At 64.8% G+C, this 23,984-nt stretch carries 12 protein-coding genes; all 12 read right to left on the bottom strand.

The genetic code is table 11. The features are described 5' to 3' along the window. The 12 genes from BE0216_RS10115 to BE0216_RS10060 all read right to left on the bottom strand — a co-directional run bounded on the left by BE0216_RS10115 (position 1) and on the right by BE0216_RS10060 (position 23,874). The gene (locus BE0216_RS10115; protein WP_404801815.1) at positions 1-1,479 is read right to left on the bottom strand and encodes a D-alanyl-D-alanine carboxypeptidase/D-alanyl-D-alanine-endopeptidase; all 1,479 of its coding nucleotides are present in this window, start codon (positions 1,477-1,479) and stop codon (positions 1-3) included. Between the two features lie 52 nt (positions 1,480-1,531). After that, positions 1,532-3,211, bottom strand: a complete 1,680-nt coding sequence (locus BE0216_RS10110; protein WP_094636560.1) for an ABC transporter permease — start codon at positions 3,209-3,211, stop codon at positions 1,532-1,534. Next, on the bottom strand, positions 3,208-4,188 hold the full coding sequence (locus BE0216_RS10105) for an ABC transporter ATP-binding protein (RefSeq protein ID WP_094636559.1): 981 nt from the start codon (positions 4,186-4,188) through the stop codon (positions 3,208-3,210). The genes BE0216_RS10110 and BE0216_RS10105 overlap by 4 nt, the downstream gene beginning before the upstream one ends. Before the next feature lie 326 nt (positions 4,189-4,514). Beyond that, on the bottom strand, positions 4,515-5,747 hold the full coding sequence (locus BE0216_RS10100; RefSeq protein WP_094636558.1) for a glycosyltransferase family 2 protein: 1,233 nt from the start codon (positions 5,745-5,747) through the stop codon (positions 4,515-4,517). Further along, positions 5,747-7,237, bottom strand: coding sequence for an AI-2E family transporter (locus BE0216_RS10095; RefSeq protein ID WP_193042858.1), 1,491 nt, complete (start codon positions 7,235-7,237; stop codon positions 5,747-5,749). The genes BE0216_RS10100 and BE0216_RS10095 overlap by 1 nt, the downstream gene beginning before the upstream one ends. A 42-nt stretch (positions 7,238-7,279) precedes the next feature. Next, the gene (gene pepN / locus BE0216_RS10090; protein ID WP_094636557.1) at positions 7,280-9,889 is read right to left on the bottom strand and encodes an aminopeptidase N; all 2,610 of its coding nucleotides are present in this window, start codon (positions 9,887-9,889) and stop codon (positions 7,280-7,282) included. A gap of 125 nt (positions 9,890-10,014) precedes the next feature. Further along, entirely contained in the window at positions 10,015-11,970 is a 1,956-nt protein-coding gene (locus tag BE0216_RS10085) for a ribonuclease J (RefSeq protein ID WP_094636556.1), read from the bottom strand. A gap of 68 nt (positions 11,971-12,038) precedes the next feature. After that, entirely contained in the window at positions 12,039-12,944 is a 906-nt protein-coding gene (gene dapA, locus BE0216_RS10080; protein WP_094636555.1) for a 4-hydroxy-tetrahydrodipicolinate synthase, read from the bottom strand. A 165-nt stretch (positions 12,945-13,109) separates the two neighbouring features. Further along, positions 13,110-13,862 carry a 4-hydroxy-tetrahydrodipicolinate reductase gene (gene dapB / locus BE0216_RS10075; protein WP_094636554.1) on the bottom strand — a complete coding sequence of 251 codons (753 nt, stop codon included), beginning with the start codon at positions 13,860-13,862 and terminating at the stop codon, positions 13,110-13,112. Positions 13,863-14,163: 301 nt separating this feature from the next. Next, complete coding sequence (locus BE0216_RS10070) at positions 14,164-15,522, bottom strand: MFS transporter (RefSeq protein ID WP_094636630.1); 1,359 nt, start codon at positions 15,520-15,522, stop codon at positions 14,164-14,166. A 178-nt stretch (positions 15,523-15,700) separates the two neighbouring features. Continuing rightward, entirely contained in the window at positions 15,701-19,807 is a 4,107-nt protein-coding gene (locus tag BE0216_RS10065; protein ID WP_094636553.1) for a UvrD-helicase domain-containing protein, read from the bottom strand. Beyond that, entirely contained in the window at positions 19,804-23,874 is a 4,071-nt protein-coding gene (locus tag BE0216_RS10060; RefSeq protein WP_094636629.1) for a PD-(D/E)XK nuclease family protein, read from the bottom strand. Before BE0216_RS10060 ends, BE0216_RS10065 begins: the two co-directional genes overlap by 4 nt. Between the last annotated feature and the right edge of the window lie 110 nt (positions 23,875-23,984).

Below are 23,984 nucleotides of genomic sequence, written 5' to 3'. Positions count from 1 at the left end.
TCACAACCCGGCCAAAGCGGTTACGAACACGTCGATCGCTGAACGCGCGGCCGCGTAATCCGTGGGATCGTTGACGACCACGGCGAAGGAGAGCGCGCCGCCGCCGGTCCGCGAGACGTTGCCGGCCATCGAGGTGACCGTGCCGAGACTTCCGGTTTTCACCCGCAGCAGTCCGGCAGCCGCCTCGTCGGTGTATCGGGCGCGCGCGGTGCCGACCAGACCGGCGATGGACAGGCCTTCGGCGGCGGAGGCACCGTTGCCGACCGTCAGGTTGCGCGTCTGCACGGCGGCCAACGTGCGCACGGTCACTTGGGAGCCGGGGGTCAGTCCCGAGCAGTCCGCCATCGCCAGACCGGTGGTGTCGATGCCCAATTCGCGGAGGACCTCCGCGACCGTGGCCGTCGCGCCGGCCGGCGAGTTATGGGAGCCGCGCGCGAGAGCGGTCAGTCTGCCGAATTCCTCGGCGAGCGTGTTGTCCGAATTGCGCAGCATGAAGGCGAGCACCTCCCCCAGCGTGGCCGACGAGACGCTGGCGATCGGAGAAAGATCGTCCGGAGTCGTTCCCGCACTGGGCGACCCGTTCACGGTGATGCCATATTCGCCCAGACGGGCGGCGAACACATCGGCCGCATCGGCCGCGGTGGTCTGCGACAGCGGCGGATACGACGAGGAATCGTCGGGATCGGAGGGTTTGGACAGGGCGCTCGACCATTGGCGTCCGCCATCCACCGCCATGGATGAGACGGGCGTGTAGTAGAGATGGTCGCCGTTGTTCTCCTCGATGCCCTCGGGCGAGCGCAGATCGCCGAATAGGGTGTCGTCGTAGACCAACGTGACGGCGGTGATGCCGCGCTGCGCCAGCGCGGAGGCCGTCGATGCCGCCAGCGTGCCCAATCCGGCGCGCCCGTTGACGTGCTCGGAATCGCTTTCGCCTTCGCCGAGCAGCATGTCGCCGTTGCCGGTGAGCACCAGTGTGGCGGTGCCGTCGTCGTGTTGGATGAGATAGGTTTCGGTGTCGAAGGTCGAGGCCATATCCAAAGTGGTGGAGGCGGCGAGCGCGGTCAGCGTCTTCATGGTGGAGGCCGGCTCGCGCGGGGTGTCCGCCTCGTATTGCGCCACGACGTTGCCTTGGGCGTCGGCGATGATCACCGAAAGATCTTCTCCAATGCCGTCGGTGGAGACCAGCGTTTCGATGAGATCGGCGGCGGCCTGCTGGTCGACGGTTCTCGTCGTGTCGAGGTCGCCCACCACCCCATCACCGACGCGCACGACGGACGGATCGGCATAGTCGCGCACGGAGACGGGCTGCAGCGTCAGCAGTCCGGGGGCCACATCGAACACGTCGGCCACGGCGTATCCCACGCATAACGCCACGGTGAGCGCCGACGACAGCAGAACGGTCCACCGACGCCGCCGCATGTCGCGCACGGTCTGGGTCCCAGGCCGATCGGGCCGCTGATCCGCCGTCTCGAAAGCCAACTGCCGCACTCCTTGTCTTCCAACCGATGGGCTTTGCGCCCACCGAAGCGCGTCACTTCTGCAGGCTGGCGAACGATTCGAGCGTCTGGACGATCTTGACCATTCGCGCATCCATCAGCTTACCGCCAAGCCATGAACCCACAAGCAACGCCACGACGCCGTTGACCAACGCGGCCACGGCGACGCCCGCCAACATGACCATGGCATCGCCCACGGCCAGACCAAGCACCAGCGCCACGATGCCGGTCGGCAGCATAAGGATGATGGAGCCGAACAGATGCGCGAAAGGAAAGAATCCCTGTGCGGCCATGCGCCCCTGCGGGGACGAGAACGGTTTCTCGATCGAGGGCACCGGGTACATGAGCACGCAGGACAGCACTTCGGCCAGACCGAGACCCGCGAACACGACGCCGATGCCGATGCTGGTGCACACCAGGCCGAGCGCCAGCCCATCGCCGGTGCGCCAATCCCCCGTGAACGCGAAGATACCCAAGGAGAGGATCAGCATGTAGACCAGCGAGAACGTCGCGTAGACACGCACGCGGCCGAAGCGGTCGTCGCGTCCGCGCACGCCGGCGAGCACCTGCATGGTGAACCCGCCGCCGTCATAGGCCAGGCCGTTGCCTTCGATCATCATCATGAACAGGCCCATCCAGGTGAGCGACTGCCAGATCATCACGGAAAGACCGTGCGACTGAATGCCGAAAATCACCACGAACAGCAGCGGCATGAGGAACATCACCGACAGGCGCGGATCGCGGCGCATCGAAATAAGCAGTCGGGCGGAGATCGCGCCGGAGGGCGAGTCGGGCATCCACGAGAACGCGCCGATGCCTTTGATCGTGGCCGTCGCGGCATCGCGCCCGGCGACCAGACGTTCGCGGCGCAGGCACCAAGTGCAGACCATGAAACACACCACCCAGGTGAGCGCAAGCACGGCGAGACGGCCGCACAATGGCAGCCACGCGCCGGCAAAGGCGTCGAAGGGCAGTTGGAAGGCGGCCGCGAGCGGCGTCCAAGCCAGAATGTCGGCGAGCATCGTGCCGCCGGCCATTAGGGCGGCCGTGTCGAAGCCTTCGTTGTCCACACTGGTGTTGAGCACGATGCTCGGCATCTGGCATAGCAGAATGAACACCACCGTCGTGACGATATAGAACATGGTCCGACCACGCGTGGAAGTGACCATCGAGGTGGCCAGCGAGATGATCATGCGCGAGATGCTGATCATCGTGACGACGGCCAGCGGCGCGGCGACGACCGCCACCAGCACGGGCACCGGCCCCATCCAACGGTAGGCCATGGCCCACAGCGCGAAGGCGAGCGTGCCGCCGATGGCAGGGGCTCCGGCGAGTCCGGCGAGCAGCAGACCGAACTGCAGCGTGCGGTCCTCGATGCCATATAATTCGAATTTTTTAGGGCTCAGTGAGGATCCCTCGCCGATCAGCATGAGTTGTATCGCCGCGACGAACAGCAGCAGGCAGGCCGCGACGATAACGACCACGCAACGGGTCACCGACGCGTAATCGCGGGCGACGGTGGCAGCCTCGCCCGCCGACGATCCCATCAGATCAGGACCGAAACCGAGGACGAACGCGCCCACCGCCACGCCGATGACGCACATGGCGCCCATCGCCAGGCAGACGACGTATCCGACGGTCTGCCATACGGATTTGCGCATGGCGGCGAAGGTCAGCGCCCAACGCAGGCGGACGATATTCAACGCGATGGTCATCGCACGCCTCCGTTGCCATCCGACGCACTAGTATGATCGGCCGGCGCGGGCGATCCAATCGGATTCTGGACCGGAGCCATGGACTGAACCGGAGCCATGGACTGGATCGGACTCTGGGCGGAACCCGGTACGGGAGCCGGTATGGGAGCCGGTATGGGCGCATCGTCCGCGCCGCCGTCGAGCCAGTCGAGTTTGGCCGCGCCATGACGTCCGCCGACAAGCTCGAGGAAACGCTCCTCCAGGTCGCCACCCGCCGCCACCTGGTCGACGGTACCGGCCGCGCACACCTGACCGCGGTTGATAACGGCCACATGCGTGCACATCTTCTCGACCAGCGCCATCACATGCGAGGAGATGATCACCGTGCCGCCGGTGGCCGCATATTCGACCAGAATGTCGCGCAGATTCGCGCTGGAAACCGGATCGACCGATTCGAACGGCTCGTCGAGCACAAGAATGCGCGGACTGTGGATCATCGCGGCCGCAAGACAGATCTTCTTGGTCATACCGGAGGAATAGTCGACCACCATCGTGTTCGCCGACTGCGCCAAATCGAAGGCATTCAGCAGATCGTTGGCGCGGCGCAGCACCTCCTCGCGACGCATGCCACGCAGCATGCCCGAATAGACGAGCAGCTGCAGGCCTGTGAGCCGGTCGAAGATCTGGCCGGCCTGAGGCATCACGCCAATCTCGCGCTTGACGCGGTTGACATCGCTCCACACGTCGTTGCCGAGGATCATCGCCGTGCCCGCATCCGGCACGAGCAGGCCGGTGAGCATGTTCAGCGTGGTGGTTTTGCCCGCGCCGTTGGGACCGACCAAGCCATAGAAGGAACCGACGGGAATGTCAAGTGCCAAGCCATTGACGGCGACCTTGTCGTCGAAGCGCTTGAACAGGCCGCGGATCGACACGGCGGCGTCAGGATCGGGAGGAATCGGAGCATAACCAACAGAATTGGCAAAAGTGTCGAATGTCATGCCTCCCACACTACCCCACGCGTGAAGGGCTGCCGTGCTGTTGTCAACACCCGTGCACAGCCGCGCGGCGATTACGAAGGTGACGTTCCAAGGAGCTTCGCTCGGCTGCCGCCTCACTCAGGCTGAGCCATTCATTACGGGTAGGTTGTACGGAGTTACATGGAAAAGGCCCCACTGGGGCCTTTTCCATTCCACCGTCTCCGCGGCCTTTGTGTAATCGCGCAGCGATTACGAGGGTGACATCTTAAGGAGCTACGTTCGGGAAAACCCACAGGGTTTTCCCTTCACTGCGCCGCCTCCGCGGCCTTTGTGTAATCGCGCAGCGATTACGAGGCCGCGCCTTTATGTTGTATGGGTTTCCATTGGGCTTTGGCGAAGATGGCTTGGAAGGAGATCGGCACATAGCTGAGCATGTAGATCGGGAAGCTGAGCACGTAGGCGAACAGCTCCTTGTTGGTGGCGCCGATCTGGTCGCGCTCCACGATGATCGTCAGGGCCGCCAACGCCATCATGCCGAGAATGCTGGTGATGATGCCGCTCGACCATCCGCTCAGCGACTGCAATTGGCTGGGCCAGGTCACGAAACCGAACGCGGCGAACAGGCATCCCATCACCACGCGTATCACACCAAGCACGGTGAACGGGCACAGCAGCAACGTGAAATCGATGCAGGAGAAGTCGCGTTCGCGCACGGCGCGTTTGATCAGCGCCTCGCCGTAATAGCGGAACACCTGCAGGAATCCCTTGCTCCACCGCAGGCGCTGGCGCCAGCTCTGCGCGAAGGTGACCGGCTGCTCGTCGTACAGAATGGCGGTGCCGCAATAGCCGATGCGGTCGCCGTGCAGAATCGAATCCATCGTGAATTCGAGATCTTCGGTGAGCAGATGGAATTTCCAGCCCTTGTTGCGCTGCATCACCTCGCGAGAGAACATGAATCCGGTGCCGCCCACATGGCAACTGGAGCCGAAGATCATACGCGAGCTGTTGAGGAACCGCGATTCGCGGATGAACCACAGCGCCGAGCCCGAAGACACCCAGTTGTCGGCGAGGTTCACCGAATTGCGATAGCTGGTCAGAATGCGGAATCCCGACTGGTAGGCCTTGTTCATCTCCGCGACATAGTGGCGGTCGAGTTTGTTGTCCGCGTCGAAGACGAAATACGCGTCGTACCGTTCGGCCGCGCCGGAGTCGATCATATGGTTGAGCAGATAGCTGAGCGCGTAGCCCTTGCCGATCTGTTCGGTGTTGTGCCGTTCGATCACATGGCATCCCAGATCGCGTCCCACCTGGGCGGTCTCGTCGGTGCAGTTGTCGGCCACCAGCCAGATGTCGATAAGCTCGCCGGGATAGGTCTGCTCACGGATCGAGCCGATGAGATTGCCGACCACGTTCTGCTCATTGCGCGCGGAGATCAGCACGGCGAAATGCTTGTCCTCGGGCGCGTCGGGGAAGCGCGCCGGCTTGGCCAGCAGCGACATGATGATGCAGGCGGCCTGGTACAGGATGCCGGCCGCTCCGAGAATGACCAGCAGGACATCCAACACGTTCAGCAACAACATCAGCGCCACCCCGCACGAGGATTGTCGCCGGCGGGAGACGGGCCGCCGTCCTCCTCCTCGCGGCCGTCGTCCAAGACATCGCCCTCATCGACGGTCCCATCGGCACCTGCGAGCGGACGTCGGGCCTGTCCGGACAGCACGTTCTTCGGAATCGCCACCGTGGCGGATTCCTCGTCGTCGTCCTGACGTTCGGACGAGGGAATATTGTAGATCTGCTCCTGCAGACGGCGCAGCTCGTCGTTGATCGGCACGCGGCCGGCCGTGCTTTTGGCCGCACGCGGCATATGCTCGGCGACCGGCTTGATCACATGGTCGGCAATCGCCTCGCTGGCCTCCACCACCTTGGATTTCTTCACCGGTTCGGGGTCGTTCATCAACGGCGAGTCGACCAGCTCGTACCGTTTGGTGTAGGCGCGGAACACGGCCTGCAGGCTGGCGGTGATCGGCAGCGCCAGGAACGCGCCGAGCGCGCCGAACAAAGAGCCGAACAGCAGCACGGCAAGGAAGGCCACGGCCTCGTTGAGGTCCATCGTGCGCTGCGAGATCTTCGGCGAGAGGATCATATTCTCGATCTGCTGATAGACGACGATGAACACCAGCACGGCGAGCGCGGCCGGCACACCGTTGTTGCTCCATGCGAACAGCACCGGCAGCGCGCCGCCGACGTAGGTGCCGACCACGGGGATGAACTGGGAGACCAGTCCGCAGAAAATCGCCAACGGCAGCCAGTAGGGCACGTGGATGACCTCAAGGAAGATGCCGGTGCAGGTGGCGTTGATCAGCGCGAGAATCGAACGAGAGAACAGGAATCCGGAGATCTGCTCCTGCACGATCGTCCACACCAGCAGAAAACGGCGCTGCTGGGAGGGCCCCATCCACTGGCACAGCGAACGGCGCATTTTGGGGCCGGCCGCCGAAACGTAGAAGGTCACCATCAGCACGGTAAGCAGGTCGATCAGCACGCTGAAGACGCCCATCGTGGTGTTGAGCGCCTGACCGGCGAAGTCGGTGACCCACGAGGTCTGCAGGTTCTTGATGATCTCCGTGCCCAGACTGTCGATCTCCGGCAGCCTGAACGTGGTGTATTGGGCCACCAGATCGGCGATCTGCTGGTAGAGCGCGGGCATCCCCCGCACCATGCCGACGACCTGCTGCACGAACATGTTGCCGAACAGGGCCAGCAGGCCGACGATCGCCACGCACAGCAGCAGCAGGGCGGAGGCCGAGGCGACGCCCCGCTTCCACCCGTGCCGCACCAAGGCGACGACCATCGGCTCCACCGCCAACGCGATGAAGATGGAGATGACCACATCGAGCACGATGTAGTCGATTTTGCTCCACGACCTCCAGACGAAATACGCCAGGAACACGGCTATGGCCGTGTACAGCAGGGCGCGCCCGAACCATTCCGGAGGCCGGCGCGCGTCCCCCTTGGATGGGAACACCGACGCGAAATCGATCCGCTCGTTGTCTTCATCGTTGATGCTCATGGCTTACCATTCTCGCTATCGGCACGGGACGCGCCGGTTCGGTCAGAGGGATTCGTTGTACTGGCGGACCTTCAGCGTGCGGCGCGACGAATCCACGTTCTCGATGATCAGTCGCTTGAGCGCGTTGTCCGCATCCTGGTGCGATTCGAGCCACGCGTCGCCCAGTTCCGTCAAGTCCGCCGGATCGGCGTAGGACGGGTACAGGCCGGTCAGCAGCGCTTCGGCCATATGGTAGGTTTTGTTCGCCCACACCCAGTCGACCGTGTCGAAGTACCGCTTCGCATACGGTTCGGCCAGATCGGCACGCGGCGTGCCGGAGAATCCATGGGCCACGGCCTCCAGCTGCATATTCGTCAGTTCGCTGTTGTGCAGCGCCTCGTTCCAGGCCCAGCTCTTCGCATCGGCCGTGGCGTGGGAGGCGCGGGCACCCAGCGCGAACTCACGGTTCTCCGTGGTCTCCTTCTTGACCAGTTCGGCCTGCACATCAGCCTCGTCCATCTCATTGACCGAGGTGAGCGCGGTGATGATCGTCCAACGGAAATTGTTGTCGATCTCAAGCCCGGGCAGGAGAACCGTGCCGTCGAGCAGACCGCGCGCGTTCGCGGCGAACGTGTCGTCGCCCTCCTCGCCATAGCCCAGATAGGCGGTGGCCAGCTGGAACTGGTTGTCGGAGCCGGCGTCGGCCGCATTGGCCAGCGTCCACAGCTCGGCCGCCACATGGCGCAGCATCTCGTCACGGGCGTCGACGGGCACGTAATGGTGCGCGGCGGTGCTCATGCAGCTGAGCGCATAACGGAAGGTGGTGGACTCGGTTTCAGTGGCGAGCAGACGCAGCGTCATGTCAACGAAACGCGCGGCGGGGAACTCGCCGTCGCGGGTCATATCCCAGAAGGCGAGCCAGATGACGGCACGGGCGAGCGCGTCGTCGAAGCGGTGCAGGTTGGCCTCGGCGAAGGCGAGGGACTCCTCATCGAAACGGACCTTCGTGTAGGTCAGGTCCTCGTCGTTGACCAGAATCAGCGCGGGACGGGTCTTGCCGGCGGCCTCGGCCACCGCGGTCGTCTCGCCGTCCACATCCAGTTCCAGACGCTCGACGCGCACGATCTTGCCGCTGGCGGGATCCTCGTCATAGAAGCCGAGGGCCAGACGGTGCGGACGCAGCACGGCATGCTCGGCCGGAGCGGTCTGGCGCAGGGTGAGCGAACGCAACACGCCGTTCTCGTCGGCCTCAACCTGCGGGGTGATGGTGTTGATGCCGGACTCCTCCAGCCACTTCGCGCTCCACGCCTTCAGGTCGCGGCCGGAGGTGGCCTCCAGCTCGCCCAGCAGGTCGGCGAGGGTGGCGTTGGCGTAGGCATGCTTGTCGAGATAGTTGTGGATGCCCTCGAAGAAGCGCTCACGGCCCACATAGAACACCAGCTGCTTCAGAACGGACGCGCCCTTGGCATAGGTGATGCCGTCGAAGTTCACGTAGGTGTCGTTGAGGTCGTTGATCGGCGCGACGATCGGGTGCGTGGTGGGCAGCTGGTCCTGACGCAGCGCCCAGCTCTTCTCGCCGGAGCAGAACGTGGCCCAGGCGTCATGCCATTCGGTGGCCTCGGCGGTGGCGAGGGTGGAGGTGAACTCGGCGAAGGATTCGTTAAGCCACAGGTCGTTCCACCACTTCATGGTCACATAGTCGCCGAACCACATATGGGCCAGCTCGTGCAGCACGGTCACCACACGGCGTTCGGCGAGCGCGTCGGTGACCTTCGAGTCGAACACGTACTGGTCGCGGATGGTGACCATGCCGATGTTCTCCATGGCGCCCGCGTTGTATTCGGGCACATAGATCTGGTCGTACTTGGCGTACGGATAGGGCACGCCCCACGTCTTGGCATAGAAGGCGAAGCCCTTCTTGGTGATGTCGAACAGGTAGTCGACGTCCTTCTCGAACGCGGCGGCCAAGGATTGGCGGCAGTACTGGGCCATCGGCACCACGCGGCCGTCCTCGTTATGGTATTCGGTATGCCATTCGGCGTACGGACCGGCGCAGACGGCGGTCAGATAGGAGCTCATCACCGGGGTGGTCTCGAACGTCCAACGCTTGGTCGTCTCGTTCGGCTTGTCGCCGAGGGTGCCGTCGGCGGTTTCGGCGTCGGTCTCCTCCACCGAGGTCACCGGCATATTCGAGGTGACGATCCAGCTCTTGGGCGCCAGCACGGAGAAGTCGAACACGGCCTTCAGATCGGGCTGGTCGAACACGGCGTAGACGCGGCGAGCGTCCGGCACCTCGAACTGGGAATACAGATAGACGTTGCCGTCGGTGGGATCCACCGAACGATGCAGGCCCTCGCCGGTGTTGGAGTAGCGGCACAGCGCCTCCACCACCACATCGTTGCTTTCCTTCAGATCATTCAGCGCGATGCGGTCGTCGACGAACACCTCGGCCGGGTCCAGTGCCGTGCCGTTGAGCGTGACCGCGGTCACCTCGTCGGCGATGAGATCCAGAAAGGTGTTCGCGCCGGCCACGGCATCGAATGTGATATGGGAGACCGAACCGAAGGTGCGCTCCCCACGCGTCAGATCCAAATCGACATGATAGGTGATCGGCGCCTCGACGACGCCTTTGCGTTCCTCAGCCTCGACTCGGGTCAGGTTAGAACCGGGCATGCTACTCCTTTGCCACAAGCTGGCGCGGCCCCGCCACGCCATATGAAAACGGCGCAACCTTTCGGTTACGCCGCTTTGCTATTCCGATAGGAACAACTGTATACCCTTTATCAGCGCGGAGCCAATTATCGCTCCTGGCCGGCAAACTCGTCCACGTCGGCGGCGAGGTCGGCCACCACGGGCACGATCATCGGCTTGCGCTTGAGCTGGCGGGAGATCCAACCGCCCAGCGTGCGGCGCATCAGCTGCTGCAGCTTGTAGGTGTCCTTCGTGCCGCTCATCATCGCGTCGTTGAGCTGTTCGACGATCTGATGGCGCACCTTGTTGAATTCGCTTTCGTCCTCGGCCACGGCGTTCAGGTAGATCTTCGGACCGGAGACCACCTCGCGCGCCTCGGTGTCGACCACCACGAACGCGGAGACGAAGCCTTCGGTGCCGAGGATGCGGCGCTTCTCCAGCTCCTCCTCGGTCAGCTCGCCCACCGAGTCGCCGTCCACATACACGTAGCCGCACGGCACGGAGCCGACGACCGCGGCCTTGCCATGGTAGAGGTCCACCACGTCGCCGTCCTCGGCGAGCACCACGTTCTGCGGATCCACGCCGGTTTTCACGGCGATCAGGCCGTTGGCCACCAAGTGGCGGTTCTCGCCGTGGATCGGCATCGCGCACTTGGGCTTGACGATGTTGTACATGTACAGCAGCTCGCCCTCGTTACAGTGGCCGGAGACGTGCACGGCCGCATTGTCGCGGTTGACCACGCGCGCGCCCATCTGCACGAGCTTGTTGATGATCTTGTACACGCCGTGCTCGTTGCCGGGGATCAGGGAGCTGGCCAGGATCACCGTGTCGAACTCGTTGATCGAGATGTCGCGGTGGTTCCCGTCGGCGATGCGGCCCAGCGCGGCCATCGGCTCGCCCTGGGAACCAGTGCACATGTACACCAGGTTCTTGTCCTCGATGTCGTTGGCCTTCTTGAGGTCGACCACCGTGCCTTCGGGGATGTGCAGGAATCCCAGGTCGGCGGCGATGGACATGTTGCGCACCATGGAACGGCCGACGAACACGACCTTGCGGCCGTACTTGTGGGCGGCGTCCACCACCTGCTGCACGCGGTGCACATGCGAGGAGAAGCTCGCGACGATGATCTTGCGGGTCGCCTGCGCGAAGGCCTGGTCGAGCGCGGGGCCGATCGTGGTCTCGGGCTTGACGAAGCCGGGCACCTCGGCGTTGGTGGAATCCATCATGAGCAGATCCACGCCCTGCTCGCCGAGCTTGCCGAACTCCACCAGATCGGTCACGCGGTGGTCGAGCGGCAGCTGGTCCAGCTTGATGTCGCCGGTGTCGATCAGGCTGCCGGCCGGGGTTTTCACGTAGACGGCGAGCGCGTCCGGAATCGAATGCGTCACGTTCACGAACTCGAGGTTGAACGGGCCCACCTTGAGCTTGTCGCGGCCGGAGACCTCCACCTTGGTGGGGTTGATGCGGTGCTCCTTGCACTTGGCGTCCACGAAGGCAAGCGTGAGCTTGGAGCCGATCAGCGGGATGTCCGGACGCAGCTTGAGCAGGTAGGGCACGCCGCCGATATGGTCCTCATGGCCGTGGGTGAGCACGAGCGCGTCGACCTGGTCGAGGCGATCCTTGATATAGCTGAAGTCGGGCAGGATCAGGTCCACGCCCGGCTGCTCCTCTTCGGGGAAGAGCACGCCGCAGTCGATGAGCAGCAGATGGCCGTTGTATTCGACCACGTTCATATTGCGGCCGATTTCACCCAGGCCGCCGAGCGGGGTGATGCGCATCGAGCCCTTGCGGTACTTCGGCGGCGCGATCAGGGTCGCATTCTGCTGGGGCGCGGTGGCCTGCGTGGAGTTGTTCTGGTGGCGGGGACGGCTGCCGCCCCTGCCGCCGCGCTGGCCGGACTTGTTCGCGGTCGTGTTCTTCGCCTTTGCACCAGACTTCGCGCCGGTGTTCGCGGTGGATTTCGCCGTGGCCTTGGTGGTGGCGGTTTTGGCGGAGCCGCGGCGGCGGGTGCCGCGGGTTGAGGATGAGGTGTTGGAATCGTTGGTGTTGTTTTCTTGTGCCATGTACTTTCGTTGGTTTCTTATGGTTATTGCCTTCGTGCTCTCACGGAGGCGACGTGGGGTGCGTCCGCTCAGAGCAGGCCGGAGGCGCGCATGCCCTCCTCGGCCTTGTCGAGCTGGATGGCGTCCGGGCCGATGTTCGGCAGACGCATTTCGGTGGATTCAAGCGTGCCGTTGACACGGCAGGCGGCTTTGGCCATCACGGCCTGATAGCCGTCGCCGTTCAGGGCGTGCACCAGCGGCGCGAGCTGGTTGGCGAGGCGCTGCGCCTCGTGGATGTCGCCGCGGTCGAAGGCCTCGGCCAGTTCGCGCATCGGCGCGGAGGCGACGTGCGCGATCACGGAGATGATGCCCACCGCGCCGATGGACAGGAACGGCAGGAACAGACCGTCGTCGCCCGAATACCAGGCTAGACCGGTGCGCTGCTGCTTCTCGACCGCCGCGGCGAGGTCGCCGGTGGCGTCCTTGACGGCCACGACATGGTCGAGCGCAGCCAGACGGTCGTAGGTGTCGACCGTGACCTTCAGGCCGGTGCGGCCGGGCACATCGTAGACGATGATCGGCTTGTCGGTGGAGTCGTTGACGGCCTTGTAGTGGCCGACGACGCCGTCCTGGGAGGGACGGGAATAGTAGGGCATGACGACGAGCACCGCGTCGGCGCCCGCCTCCTGGGTCTGTTCGACCATACGCACGGTATGCGCGGTGTCGTTGGAGCCGGCGCCCGAAATGACGGGCACATCCACGACCTCTTTGACCGCGCGCACGAGGTCGACCTTCTCGTCGATATGGGTGACGGGCGATTCGCCGGTGGTGCCATTGACCACGATGCCATCCGCGCCGTCGGCGACCAACGCCTTGGCCAGCTTCTGCGCGGCATCGAAATCGACGCTGCCATCGGCCTTCATCGGAGTGACCATCGCGGGAAGGATGCGGCCGAACGGGGCTGGATTCAGAAGATGGATGTCATGCTCACTCATAATGTTCACCGTACTTCTCGTTATGGACGCTTTCACTTTGGCGAAACTTGGTGTTTGGGGCCGTGGGGCGCTGCGCATACCTATGCTCGACACGCTCCGGGCCGCTCAGGCCAAGTCTTTACGGTCGAGCATAGGTATGCGCAGCGCCCCACTCTCATAGTTTATCTAGAGGTCGAGGAAGTTGGCCAGGCCGACGGTGAGGCCCGCGGGGGCGTCGGAGGCTAGCTTGCGCGCGGCGAGCAGCACGCCCGGCATGAAGGAGCCGCGGTCGAAGCTGTCGGCGCGGATCGTCAGCTGCTCCCCCGCGTTGCCGAACAGCACCTCCTCATGGGCGTTGAGCCCGCGCAGACGCACGGCGTGCACCTGGATGCCGTCAACCGACTGGCCGCGCGAGCCGCCGTCGGTTTCGGTGGCGTCCGGCACGGCCGGCAGTCCGGCGGCCTTGCGGGCCGCGGCGATGCCCTGCGCCGTGTGGATCGCGGTGCCGGAGGGGGCGTCCACCTTGTTCGGATGGTGCAGTTCGATCACCTCGACGGATTCGAAATACTTCGCCGCCTGCGTGGAGAAATAATCGGCCAGCACGGCGGAGATGGCGAAGTTCGGCGCGATGAACGCCTTCTGCCCCTCGCGCGGGGCCTTGGCGAGCGCCTCACGCACCTGGTCGAGACGCTCGTCGGTCCAGCCGGTGGTGCCCACCACCACGTCGACTCCCTGCGCGATCAGCGTGAGCACATTGTCGAGCGTGACGGACGGCACGGTGAATTCCACCACCACGTCGGTGTTGTCCGGGGTGATCTGGGTCAGGTCGTCGCCCGCGTCAAGCGTGAGCGCCAGCTGCATGTCGGGCGCGCCGTTCACCGCGTCCACCACATGACGGCCCATACGTCCCTTCGCGCCAACCACGGAAACCTTGATCATATTCGCTCCTTACCGTTCATGGCCCATCCTCACGATAGGGCTCCGTCATTCTTCCCAAAAGCGTAGCGCGGGCCATGGCGGAACACACCCCCAAGTCCACATGCTTGTCGCGAAAGCCGCCCGTCAGTCTGAGCGGACGTAGTTCCTCTTCGTCATCCTGAGCGGACGCATTTCCTCTTCGTCATCCTGAGCGGAGCGTAGCGAGGCGCAAGGATCTCAAGCCATGAGATGCCTCGACTTCGCTCGGCATGACGAGGGCTTCGCATGACGAGGGGTTCGCCCGGTATGACGGAGGTATGGCTCAGTGCTGGGATGGGCGATGGGAGAGCCGCCAGCCCAGGAAGGCGAGGGGCAGTGCGGCGGCGGTGAAAATCCAGGGCAGCATCATGCCGGAATGCACGCCGGAGGCATCGAGCACGATGCCGCCGATCGACGAGCCGATGGAAGTGCCCACCGTGCCTGCGGTGGACAGCCAAGAGAGGCCTTCGGTGAGCGATTCGGCCGGCACCAGGCTTTTGACGATGAGGTTGCCGGTGGTGAACAGCGGCGAGACGCACAGACCGGCGAGAATCTCCACCACTCCCAGCAGGAAGAAGTTGTCCATCGTCAGACGGAACAGCACGAAACCGATGGTGAGCAGACCGAGGAAGATCACCATATGAGCCCAATGCGAGCCTTTGAGCTGGCGGGAGCCGAACACCACCGCGCCGATGCACGAGCCGACGGCGAACATGGCGAGCTGCAGGCCGAGGAACTTCTCGACGCCCGCCTCCTGCATGGCCGCGGTGATGGACACGTCGAAGGAGGTGAAGCTCATGTTGAAGACGACGAACACCACCAGCAACGGCAGCACACCCGTGTACAACAGCACGTTCTTCGGCTTGGTGCCCTGATGGCGCAGCTGGCTCAGCGACAGCGTGTCCGTCCCGCCGTCGGCGGACTCGAGTGCGGATTCAGCGACGGGCGACGCGACGGTCTGGACCTGTTCGACCATCGGCTTGGGCTGCGTGGATTTGAGCATGAAGAATACGGTGCCGCCGATGCCGCAGGCCAACGTCGGCACGAACAGCTGGCTGACCGGATGCACGGAAGTGGCCAGCCACGCGGCGAGGATCGGGCCCAGAATGAACACGACCTCGTCGATGGCGGCTTCCATCGCATAGGCGGTATTGAGCAGCCGCTCGCCGTCGTCGACGCCGCGCAACGCATACGCCCAACGGGTACGCACCAGCGCGCCGAAGGAGAACTGGGTCAAGCCCATGACCACGGCGAGCACGAACAGCAGCGGAATCGGCACACGCATCAGCGCGCCGAACGCGAAGCCCAACATGGCCGCGACCTGCACGGCGAGCGCGAGCCTGCCCACACGGGCCTGGCCGAAGCGGTCGAAGGCGCGCGCGTAGAACGGGGTCACGCAGGAGAGCGCGAACACGTAGGCTGCGCTCATGGTGCCGGCGACGGTCCAATTGTCGTACAGATGGTTGAGGGCGAGCACGATGCCGAGGCTCATCATGGAAATCGGCAACCGCGCCACCGCGCCGGACACGCAGAATGCCTTCGCTCCGGGGATGCGGAACAGCCTGGCGTACGGCGAAGCCTTGGGGGTGTGGCCGCCGCCATCGTTCACGGTCGTCTTCCGCGCGCGTCTCGTATCCGTCATGGTCTGCGCGGCCTGGTCGTTCGGGTCGGTCGTGGGGCTTGTCGTCGCCACGGCATCTCTCCTTACTGTCGTCCGTTGCGCGTGTGCCCGCCCACACGTCGCACCAAGGGTAGCGGCTCCCCGGACCCACGACGTTCGCGATGCGTTCCTCTCGCGGGACCGGCGGTTATAGGCCGGTCTAGTCGTTGTCCGATTGCTCGGGGATGCCGGAGCTCAACTCGGCAAGGATGTCCTGTTCTGTTTTCGCGCGGGCACGCAGCTCGCGCCGGCCCTCGTCGGGCTCACTCACATAGTAGAGAGTGGCGTCGATACTGTCCAACCCGATGCCTTCGACGGCCGCGAGCAGCAGACGGTACATGTCCAGCTGCGCGAGTTTGCGTTCGATATCCTCCGGATCGGTGGGTCGTTTGCCGGTTTTCCAGTCGACCACCGTGTAGGTGGGCTCCGATGATGCGCCCGTCACGGCAACTCCCCCCGCTGTGCCGTTTGCTCCGTCGTCATCCAGACGGCCGTGGAACACGGCGTCGAGTTTGCCGTTGACGATGCCGATGCCGGGAATGTCCACGACGATCTGCCGTTCGGCCCAGGCCGGCGTACGGCGCGCCCAACGCGATGTGGCCAAGCGTTCGGCCCATACGCGGATCCGCTCATTGGGATCCCGCGCGGCCTTGGCCATCAGCGATTCGCGGGATTCGCCGACGCCGGCCATGCCTCCGCCAATCACATCGCCGACGCCGAGACTCGCGTCACCGGTTCCGATGCCTCCGATGCCGGAGCCGAACGCGAGCGCCTCGTCCGCACCGGGCAGCCCCGCGTTCACGAACCGTTCGGCCCAATCATGCAATCGTGTGCCCGCTTCGGCGGCGGGTGAGGCGACGCGTGGAATCGGGCGGATGATGCCGCGCCAATACTCGCGTTCCTCTCGTTCTCCCATGCTTCCGGCCCGCGCCTGCAGGCCGGTGACGTTCTGGCGGCCGGAGGCGCTGATGCGCAGCGCTTTGGTTTTGATGGCCTGGTCGAACGCCTTGCCGTCCATGAGGTTGGCCATCAGATCGGGGTCGGAGACCAGCATGCGAGCGCGCTCGGTCAACGGACCTTCGCCTTGCCGGCCGGCCGTGCTTGCGCCATCCGTTTGGCGGCCCCCTCCGGTTTCGAGGGCCGCACGCACCGCCGCGACTCCACGGGTCAGGCGTTCCATCGTCTCGTCGCTTAACACGGCGGGCCATGCCAGTCCCAAGGATTCGCTCTCGGCATCCAACGGCGAACGCCATGCTTCGCCCACCACGGCGTCCCCGTATTCCCGGGCGCGCTCCCCCACGAAGAATCCTTGGGGGGCGGGCGTCTCCTTTTGCCTGTCGTCGGGGTTCTCCACGAATTCCTCCGCCCAATGCGCATCGTGGCGCGAATGCATGGAATCGTGGACCTCCTGCCAGAAATTGGAGGGCTCGCTGCCCTTCTTATCGCCGGCTGCGTTGGGGTCGCGACTCAAACTGGCGGTCTGAGCATAGGTCAGCAGAACGTCTTCACGGGCGCGGGTCAACGCCACATAGGCCAGCCGTCGTTCGTCGGCGTGCAGACGCCGTCCGTATTCCTCCTCCTGGGTCAGATACCACCCGTGCGGATCGACGTCGTCGATGCCGTCGCCGATGCCGCGTATGGATCCGTAGACTTCATCGTCGATGATTTCGGCCTCTTCCAACGTACGCAAGCCTTCGAGGGGGTCCGCGTCGGCGGACAGATCGTGGGGGAACCGCGGGAGGATGCCGGCGTCGGCGCGTACCGGCACCGGCACCGCGGTGGGACTGGTCAGCCATGTTCCAGCCGTTTCATTGTATTGCGGTGCCACCCACCGGCCGTTGTCCATACCGCCCGCATACCGTTCGTCGAGTTTGACGCTCAGATTGTCGCCCTGATTGCTGGGGAACGCTCCCGCGGACAGGCCGACCACGGCCACGGCGTTCCATTCCAAGCCTTTGGACTGGTGCACGCTCATCAACTCCACATCGACGGGGTCGGACGGCAGCGCCACGGCCTCGTCCTCCACGGAATCGAGTTGGTCGATCCACGACATGAACCCGCGCAATGTCGGCGTCTGATCGATGGCGATCTCCCGCGTATAGGTGTCCACCAGATCGACGATCGTGTCCATGGGAATGCGCGCCAATGTCGGATCCGCCGCATGCCCGTCATGTCGGAGCGCTCCGGCGACCACGGTGTCGATATCCAGCGCGGACGCCTCCACCGCCGTGCGGATCACGTCGGGCAACGGTCGTCCGACGGCCCGCTGCACCTGTTCCAGCATCCGCGCCGCGCGTGCGATCGACTCCATGCCCTGCCTACTGACCGTTCCCGCGCGTTCCATCAAAGCCCGCGCATCACCGCCGACCAATACATCGACCAGAAACACCGCGTTGGCGACCTGGTCGCGGTGCTCGCGCACCACCTCGGCCCATTGGCGGCGTGGCGTGCCTTCGTCGGCGAGCCCGGCCTGCACGAGCGCGCGGAAGCGCTGTTCCGTATTGGCGTTCTCCGCAAGCCGTGCCAACGCCTCCAGATCCTTCGCGCACACATTGAATCGTGGGGTGGCCAGCAGCCGCATCACCGGTTCCACGCTGGTATGGTCGGCCACCGCGTGCAGGATGGCGAGCGCATCACGCACTTCGGGGCGGTTCAGCAAGGCGGAGTATCCCACCGCGAAGGCGCGCAATCCAGCTTTTTCCAACGCCTCTTGGTACTCCGGCATCATGGTTTTCGAGCGGAACAGCACCGCCACCGGCGTGCTGCCGTTCTTGTCTGCCATCGAACGGTGTCGGGCGACCGCGGCCGCGCAGAACCGCACCACGGCGTCGATCTCCTGACCTCGCGTTCTGAAGCCGAGCACGCCGAGTGTGCCTTCGGCGGCGGTGTCCTGCGGGTCGAGCGAGGCGACGTCCACCTCATGCATCAGCGAGCTGCTCGCCCGCGCGGGCGTGGTGCGCAGCGGCATGGTGAGATTGTTGGCGGCCTCCAACACCACGCGGGGGTTGCGTCGCGTGACGCTTAAGGGGTATGGCCTGGCGTCGGGCGGCAGTCGGAAGGCGCTTTGGAACATGCGGAAGGCGCCCGGACTCGCGCCTCGCCACGCGTAGATGGATTGGAAGGGGTCGCCCACGGCGTTGACGGCGCAACGGTTGCGCTCGTCGGCGTGGAACAGTGCGGCGAGCAGCGCGGCCTGCGTGGTGGAGGTGTCCTGGTATTCGTCCAGCAGCACGTGGCTGTAGCGCCGGCGGCATCGCTCGGCGATGGAGGGGAAGCGTTCGATAAGCTGGTAGGCGGCGATGGTGAAGTCGGAGAATTCCGCCATGTTCTTCTCGCGTTTGGCGTGCGCGTAGGCTTGCACCAGGGTGAGCAGAATCTCACGTTTGCGCGTGGCCTGCCGCAGCTGGTCGCATGAATACACCGACCTGGCGTGGATATAGTCGTCGCGTTTGGCCTGCCATTCGTCTTCCGAATATTTCTTGAGTCTGCGGCCGAGTTTGGGCTCTTGTGGCGCGATGGGATCGTCGCCGATCGCCCGGTCGAGGCATGCGATGAACTCTTCGTCCCATGCGCGCACACGGGCCACGGCGTCGTCGAAGTTCGTGCATCCCGCGCCGATCATGGCGCTGGCGATGGCGTCGGACAGCGCGAGCACGTTTTTCGTCAGGCTTGAGAACCCACCCAGATCCTGATTGAAGATCTCGCTCATATGCGCGTCGATGACGTCGCTGGCCAACTGCAGCCGGCCCGCTTGGCTCAGGGGCTGCGTGTTCTGGTCGAAGCCGACCAGAAGACCGTACTGGCGCACGATGGTTTGGAAGAAGGCATCGTAGGTGAAAACCGCAGGCTTCAGGAACGCACGGTCCGCGGAAGAACCCATGGTCTCGGTGGATCCCATGGTCTTGGTGGGTTCCGTAGTCTCGGTGGATCCCGTAGTCTTGGTGGATTCCCCGGTCGCCATGGTCGCTTGGGCCGCCGCAGCCGGGGACATCACAGCCGTGGCCGGCGCAACCGCCGTGCCCGGCGATGGAGTACCCATATCCGACACCGCGGCCGATACGCGTTCCAGCAGCTCGCCGGCGGCCTTGCGCGTGAAGGTCAGTCCGAGGATGCGCTCCGGCGCGACTCCTTGGCGGATCAGCGCGATGATGCGTTGGGTCATGGTGAAGGTTTTGCCGCTGCCCGCGCCGGCGACGACAAGCACATCCGCGTCGGCGGGGGCTTCGATGATGTCGCGTTGTTCCTCGCTTGGGGTGAATCCGCTCATGCCTGCCTCGTTTCGAATATGGTGTCGACCTGTCCCGCGCATGCGGGGCAGACCTGTTTCATCCGGCAAAACCTCAGGTGCTGCTGTTGGGGATGGGCGACCAGCGTGACGGAACGGCTCGCGGCCGCCGTATACACCACGCGCGAGATCATCGTCAACGCCCACAGCGTCTGGGTGCCGGCCAACGCGGCGAACTGCGCCCAGGTTTCGGCGCGCACGCCTTCCGGTCCATGGTCGGCGTCCGGAACGGGCATGTCGTAGCAGTAGCGCGTCGGATCCGAACAGTGGTTCCTCGCGGTGAACGGCTCGGCGTTCAACGATCCGTTCGCGAACAGCGCAGGCTGGAACATGCTTTCCGGAGCATAGTATTTCGCGGGGGCGTCGCTGTGTTCGACGTCGAACAGCGCGCTCTGTCCGATGGATGGCATGCGGGCCAAGGCGTCGGCCCCACGAGCTCCGCCTTCGGGGAACATAAGGCCCAGTTGGTAGCACACCAGCTGCAGGTCATTGAAGAGTTCCAAGCCGGTGTGCTTGCCTCCGGTCTTATAGTCGATGAGGCGGATGTTCTCGCTGCCGTCGGCGAGCGTCCGTGTTTCCATGCGGTCGATGCGTCCGCTCAGCCGTATGGTCAGATCCTCGCGCATGCCGTCCGGCCAACCGCCGACCAGAACGCCCATCAGCACGCTGAGTTCGCTGCGGGTCACCGGCTTCATCCCGGGAACGGCGTTGTAGGCGGCGAGGATGTCGTCGAGGTCGAAGCATGCGGCGAACTGCCATTCGCAATCCGCCCGCGTCAAACGGCCGATGGCGAAGTTGCCGGCATTGGCGCCAAGATAATCATCGTCGCCGCCTTGTGCGAAATAGTGGGCGATGGACGCCAGAGCGTCGGGCGCGGACCGGTCTTTTTTGATGAGGTTGTATCGTTCCCTCACATCCGCGACGGCGTCGGGATTCGGCCTCATCGACTCGTAGATCGCGGTGAGCCGCCGCTGGATGTTGTCCTCGGTCATGTCGGACAGGTCGAGCCCTTCCTCGCTCCCCCGCTGGGCGACGGCGTGGATCAACGAGCCGAATCCCGTGGCAGCCGACCCGGGTCGGGGCCCGGCGAAACGGTTCTCCAACAGCCAACACACCGGGCATGACCACAGCCGGTCCACCGACGAAGGCGAAAGCACAACCGTCGTCGTGTTGTCGGTCCCGTCGTCGTCCTCAGCCGGAGCGGCGCTCATAAACGACCATTGCGCGGGATCGGCGATATCCACCCCATGTTCGGCGAGCAGGGCGAGTGTGTCGACGGCATCTTTGGCGGACTCGCTTTCGGGTTCGCTGGTGGCGAGCATAATACGCGCGGCGGTGACCAATCCTCGGGCGCTGGCGTCCAAACCCGCGAAATCGCCATGGTCATCCGCCGTGACGTACCGTGCGTCCGAACGGCTGCGCACGAACCGTTCGGGCATATAGCCGAATAGGAAGTCCGACGGACTGGTATCGTCGTTCCACACCGCGCTAACCGTCGCGCGCTCGTCGGCACGTGTAAGGGCGACCAACAGGCTTTTCTTCTCGCTGGACAGCACCGACACCAGTCGAGGATCGCGCTCGCCCTGCGCCACATCGGCGAGCCGGCCGCGCAACACCAGTTCGACCAGATCCTCTCCGCCGAACATGGTGTTGCGTTCGGCGAGATTCGGCCAAACATCCTGCTGTACGGACGGCAGCCACACATAGCGGAAATGCCGTCCCGCCGCGCCTGCGGGCGTGGTCAGGGTCACCGCGTCCTCCACCGGGCCGATATGGGCGAGCGAATCGGCCTCGATCCGCTGCGAGCGCATATGGCCGATGAATCCGGTCATATCCGTCGAACTGTTTTCGGCGAACTGGAACAGGCGCATGGCCGAGTCCAGCCGGTCGTTGGCCGCACGACCCTCGGGGGTGTTGTTCAAAGCGAGACTTTGCCACGATTTGGCCACGCCGGCGGCATCCCAGGCGAGAGCGAGCACATGCTGGGGTTCCGGACGGTGCGACGGGTCAGCCGCGGACAGCGCGGCCATGCCCCGCGCGATCGTTTCGACAAGCCGCCACAGGCGTGTGAACGCCTTGGCCTGCACGTCGGCGCCCAACACCGCCTGGATGGCGTTCATCGCGAGTTCCGCCGGAGCGAATTCGCTGTCGAACGCCAGCATCACGTAGATGGCGTCCGCGCCAAAGGCGAGGTCGTCGCCGCGGGCGGCCAGTTCATCCACCAACGCGTCGTCCACCTCAACGACGCCGGGCGACTCCGCACCGCTACCGCGTTCCCGCCGAACGGTTTCGACATGGGAGCGAAGCCGCTGCCACGCGGTGCCCAGTCGGGCGATCATCGCGTCGTCATCGGCGACGATGCCGGACAGCGAATCCAACGCTCCGATCGCCGATTCGATGGGCGCGAGCCGCGCCGGACGGCCGCCGGCCGCGCTGACCAGCGGACTGTTGAGGATGGTGGCGACGCGCGAGCGCACGAACGCCGCGGTCTGCGCCAATCCCATACGATTGCGTTCCACGCCGCTCCCGCGCAGGTCGGCGAGTTCGATCAGCGCGAACAGACCCTGTACGAAGGGTTCGTCCTTCAGCGCCCGCGCAACCGACGAATAGCGCACCGGCACGCCTTCGCGGCGCAATCGTTCGCCGAATCGCCGCACCGTGCTGTTGTCGTGGGCGATGACGGCCATATCGTTCCATGCGGCGCCTTCGTCGAGTCGCGCGCGTTTGATGCGCCACACCACATCATCGAGTTCCTCGCGCGGGGAACGGTACAATGCGGTGTCCAGACCGCCTTCGGCGAGCGCCGAGTCGTCGCGGGCGGCGTTGTGGCACAGTTTGCCCGGACGCTGCGCGATCGGCAGCGGATCATGTTCCTCGGACGGGATCGACAGGGAAACGCGCGAGGCCACCACGTCGAGATACCGCGGTTCGGCGGACCGTAGCGATTCTCCAACCTCGCTGACGGGCACGCCGCCGGTCGGCTCAGCGTTGCCGGTTGGATCCGTATCGCCGGAATTGGCCTCCCCCGACGCGATTACGGTCGTAGCGTCGCACAGCCGCGCATGGATGGCACCCTCCTGCGCCCTACGGAATAGGTATTCGGGGTAGGATCCGCGGAAGGTCTGCACGGCCTCATCCGGATTGCCGACCAACAGCAGCCGTACCCCGGCCTCATGCAGCGCTTCGAGAAAGCGCAGGCCCGCAAGCGTGGTGTCCTGGAAGTCGTCGACGACCAACAGTTCGGGCAGGTCCCCGCCCCGCGCGAGTTGGGGAATCGCGTTGGCTCCGGCGACCAGCAGATAGGAGGCGTCGAGCCGGTAATCGTCCGCGTATGTCTCCCGCAGCATCGCGATATATTCGGCCCGCAAGGCGAACGCCAGCCGCCACTGCTCGGCCAGGCGAGTCCGGCCGTCATCCAACCGGTTCAGCAGATCCGCCTCATGCCGCGCCGTGACGCCAAGCTCATCCATGCGGGCGAGCATGTCGCGAAGCTGGGCGATGAACGCGTCCGACACTCCGCGTGCGAACACCTCCGCGGTGGGTGATCCTCCGGGTACGGGCGTGTCCTTATCGGCGCCCGCCGATGCCGGCTGCGGCGTCGCGGACGTATCCGGCGGCATGGCCGAGGCGTCGGTGATCAACGTCGACCACGACCGCTGCGCGAAATATCCACGCAACAGCACGCATGTGGGGCAATCGTCGCCCACCGCGGCATGCCCCAGATGCACGGCGACGACTTGGCGCAGCAAGGCGTCCTGTTCGGCACCATTGAGCAGACGCGGCGCGCTCAGCCCTTGTCGCGCACGGTCGGCGGAAATCATGCGAAACGCGATGGCGGCCAGTGTGGTGACGGGACGAACCTGCGTGGAGGCGCCCATATGGCGGATCACACGATTGGACAGCCGGTCCGCGGCGGTGCGCCCGGACACCGCCATCACAGCTCCTTGCATGCCGAATCTCTCCAAACCGCGCAGCAGCGTGGCGAACGCATATTCGGTTTTGCCGGCCCGTGGAGGCGCCACCAACAGCATCGCCTCCCCCGCCCGCATTCCGGCCGCATCGCCGTCGTACGTCGTCTGGCTGTCGCGCGTATTCGTGTTCGTATTCATGCATCCAGCCTAAACGCCCGTACCGGCAAGAGAAAAGTTTTACCTTCCAC

Source organism: Bifidobacterium eulemuris, from assembly GCF_014898155.1.
Classification (GTDB): Bacteria; Actinomycetota; Actinomycetes; order Actinomycetales; family Bifidobacteriaceae; genus Bifidobacterium; species Bifidobacterium eulemuris.
This window is presented reverse-complemented; position numbering and strand designations above follow the sequence as displayed.